Origin of the sequence: Bartonella sp. LB28NMGDW (genome assembly GCF_042194435.1) — a bacterium.
GTDB lineage: Bacteria > Pseudomonadota > Alphaproteobacteria > Rhizobiales > Rhizobiaceae > Bartonella > Bartonella grahamii.
The window spans coordinates 1-3,437 of the sequence record NZ_JBHIMX010000048.1 but is presented as its reverse complement, the minus strand read 5'-3'; the positions used below and the strand labels follow the sequence as shown (position 1 = coordinate 3,437).

General features: G+C 47.9%; 1 protein-coding gene. It reads right to left on the bottom strand.

Annotated features, from left to right (window positions below):
* The coding region (locus tag ACFIKG_RS08805) for a hemagglutinin repeat-containing protein (protein WP_375652147.1) at positions 1-3,437 on the bottom strand (3,437 nt) is incomplete at both ends.

Sequence of the window (3,437 nt, the reverse complement as noted above, 5' to 3'; positions counted from 1 at the left end):
CGATTATGAACGATCCCCTCAAGCGATGTGGCGTCCACCGGTGCAACGGCTTGGTGGGCTGTAGCGGTGTTGCGGTTAAGTGCATCAATGATTTGTCCAGCATCTTGCCCCATCGCCCTCTGTCCAGTGATATCAGTAAGGATGATAGTCCCATCGCTGATAGCGGATTTGGTTTCCCCTTCTGCTGCATCCTTGGCTTTGCCGTGATTTAAAGCATTTTTAGCAATATTTTTTATGATGCCATATTTCCCCTGTTGCAAAGCATCGCCACCAGAAATGCTAAACCCATGGCTGCTGGCTTTAGCATGGGCACTGTTGCTGATATCACTGGTGCTAATGCTTCCTGTGGTCAGGCTGTTTTTATCTGCCGAGGCTGTGCTGGAAATAAGTCCTCCGGTCAGCGTTGTTTTATCTTTAACAATGATATTAAAGCCGCCATCACCAGCTTTGATGCCTGATTGCTCCACAACACTATGATAATCGCTGGAGGATTTATCCTTTTGGAAAGAGGCGCTCATGGAGCCCCCACCACCCGTTTGTCCAGCACCAAACCCAACAGAAACAGAGTTTTGCTTGCTGGAAGTTTGTCCCGTATCACTGCGGCTGGTAATGGCAAAATCACCCCCTACTTCCATTTCTACACGCTCTCCAGAAACCACGGCGCCTGCCAATGTGGTGTTTGCCCCACTCGTGGTATGAACAGTGCCGGTGCCTATAATATGGCTGTTTTTGTGTTGAACTTCCTCACTGGAACCTTCCCCTTGACTAAAAGCAGCACTACCCGTTGCCCCTGCGCCACCCGTGCCATAACCGGTGCCAACACTCATTGAAGCACTTTCACTGCTGTTGTGTGTGCTTTGCGTGTTTTGTGCACTTTCAAAGATGATATCTTTACCTGCTTCCATGGTGATATTTCCGCTCTGTGCATCATTTTCCAGCACATAGATTGGATTGGTACCAGCGATAACATCAGCGCCAACACCATGAATGCTACCTTTGTGGGCTTGCATGTTAACAGCGCGTCCGCCTTCTATGCTATCTGTCACCGCTGTGGAGGTCTGAACAGAGGCTTCTGTTTTCTCAGTTTTAAAGCCCACGGTTACACTGCCAGATGCGCCAGCCAGATTGGCAAGAGCATCCTTGGTGGAGCCCCCCACCCCTCCTAATGAGCTACTCAGTCCTTTGGTTGTGTTCCCCTTTTCCCCCGTATTGCCAGTCAGCCAATTAATAAAGTTCTCTCCTTTATTAAAGAGGTGATTGATTTTCATGCCGGTCAATATGCCATTAATAACGGTGTTATTGCCATCCTTATTGTTCATACGGTCCGCTGAATCTTTTAAGCCTTGTACCGTGCCAAGGACACCGATATCAACGGAAGTTGTCACACCAGCAAAAGACTTTTCATGCTTTTCTTTTGCGTTAGAGGTATCATAGCTTTCTGATAGGGTGATATTATTGCCGGCATCCATGTTGACATCACGATCCGCCGAAACAATGGCTGCTTGCATATTTACATCATTGTCAGCAGTAATCTGCACATCTTGGCGTGCCGTGATGTGTGATTGTGTGGAAGTGGTTTCCCATTGATCGCCCGTATCTTTGGCGCTTGCAATTCCAACACCTACAGAAGCACCGCTGTTGCTCTTTTCAAACTGAATGCCAAAGCCTGTGCGTTCTTCCTTTGAGCTTGAGGAATGGCTATTATGACCAACAAGCACATTCACATCACGAGTTGCCGAAAGGTTAATATTCTCACCTGCAAGATCAGAGCCAACAATTTTCACATCTTTTTTCTTGGCAGTGATGTTGATCGTACCATCCGCATTGAGAGAAGAACCTTGATGCTCAAAACTCTCTTCATTTTCTGTCTTTCCCTCACTCCCGTATATCGACACAAAGCCCTTGCCTGATCCCACACCAAAACCTGTTTCATGCTCCTCTGAATGGCTTTTATGGTGATCTTGCATGCCATCAATCGTCACACTTTCTCCGCTCACATTGATATCTTGACCGGAAAGCAGATGAGAAGCAGAAATCTTGGCTTCTCCTTGTGCGTCTAACACGATGTTGCCCGTTGCCCCAAGGATAGAGGAGACCGTTGTGGTATGCGATTGAGATGTATCGGACGATTTCTCATGCAAAAAGCCACTTGAAGACGATTGTGCTTGCTGATCCAAGTGTTCTTGGGCGCCTTTGATAGTAATCTTTCCCCCAGAGTGAATGGTAATATCCGCTTGTTTCTGATCTCCTGGTGCTTTCTCTCCTGACGTTTCCTCTGCCTTACCGGCTACGAGCGTCGAGGCTACAACTTCCGTGTTGTTTCCGGAATCAATGGCAATGCCTTCACCCCCTGTTATGCTTGACCCCACAACTTGGCGCACATCCATCTTGTTATGCTCAGATTTGCTGCTACTAAACACCCCACCGTCTTTATGGTACGACATCTCATAATGTAAGCTATCCTCTGCATTATTGATCAGGACATCGTTGCTGGCTTTCAGCCCTACCTTGCCATCAGCCGCAATGGAACTGCCTGTGATGCTAAGATCATGCGGTTTGCCATCCTGCCCTGCAATGACAGTGGTGTCACCTCCCGATTTTATCGAAGAGCCAACCGCATGAGAGGCTTGCATATCTACTTTCGTGTTTTTGGTGCGAAGATGATACTCCATCTCATCGTTTCTCACCCCTATTGTTATCTCCCCTTGGGCGCCAAGTCCAACATTGCCCTTCGCATCGATATCGGAAGCAGCAATATGGATATCTTGACCTGAGATGACAGTGGTCTCTTTTCCAGAACTTAAATGAGAGCCATTGTGCACGGCAACATGAGAAGTTCGATCCCCGCGATGGCTATTGGCACTGTTGCGTGTGGCATCAATAGAAACATTGCCCTCAGCTTGCAAGAGAAGTTTATCCGTTGCTTGAACATCAGAGCCTAAGATATTCAAATCTTGTCCAGAGAGAAGTGTCGTCGAGCCACCAGAGTTTAACACAGATTTATGATGCATGGTGGCATCACCCTGTTCATCATGGTAATGGGTTTCTGCTGAACCGATCGTCAAGTTGCCTTGTTCTGTAGCCATGGCAAGATCACCTCCGGTGGTGATCCCCACCCCGGAGGCGGTGATATTTTGTTTAGCAATCACCGTTGCATTACCACCAGTAGAAAGCGCTTCGGTGTTTAATACTGTCTCCACGCCGTCAACCGTTGTGCGCCCTGCATCCAAACGAATATTCTTCTCCGCAAGGATAACAGCATCACCACCCGCCGCAAAATGCCCCCCTTGACTGAGGATATCCCCACCATGCACATACAATTGGTGATTTGCCGCAATCCGCCCTGAATTGATAATCGTTGAATTGCTCGTATTTTGGCTGGTGATATTGACATCATCGCCCATGATCAAAGCCCCAGAAGAAACAAAGGAGGCTCT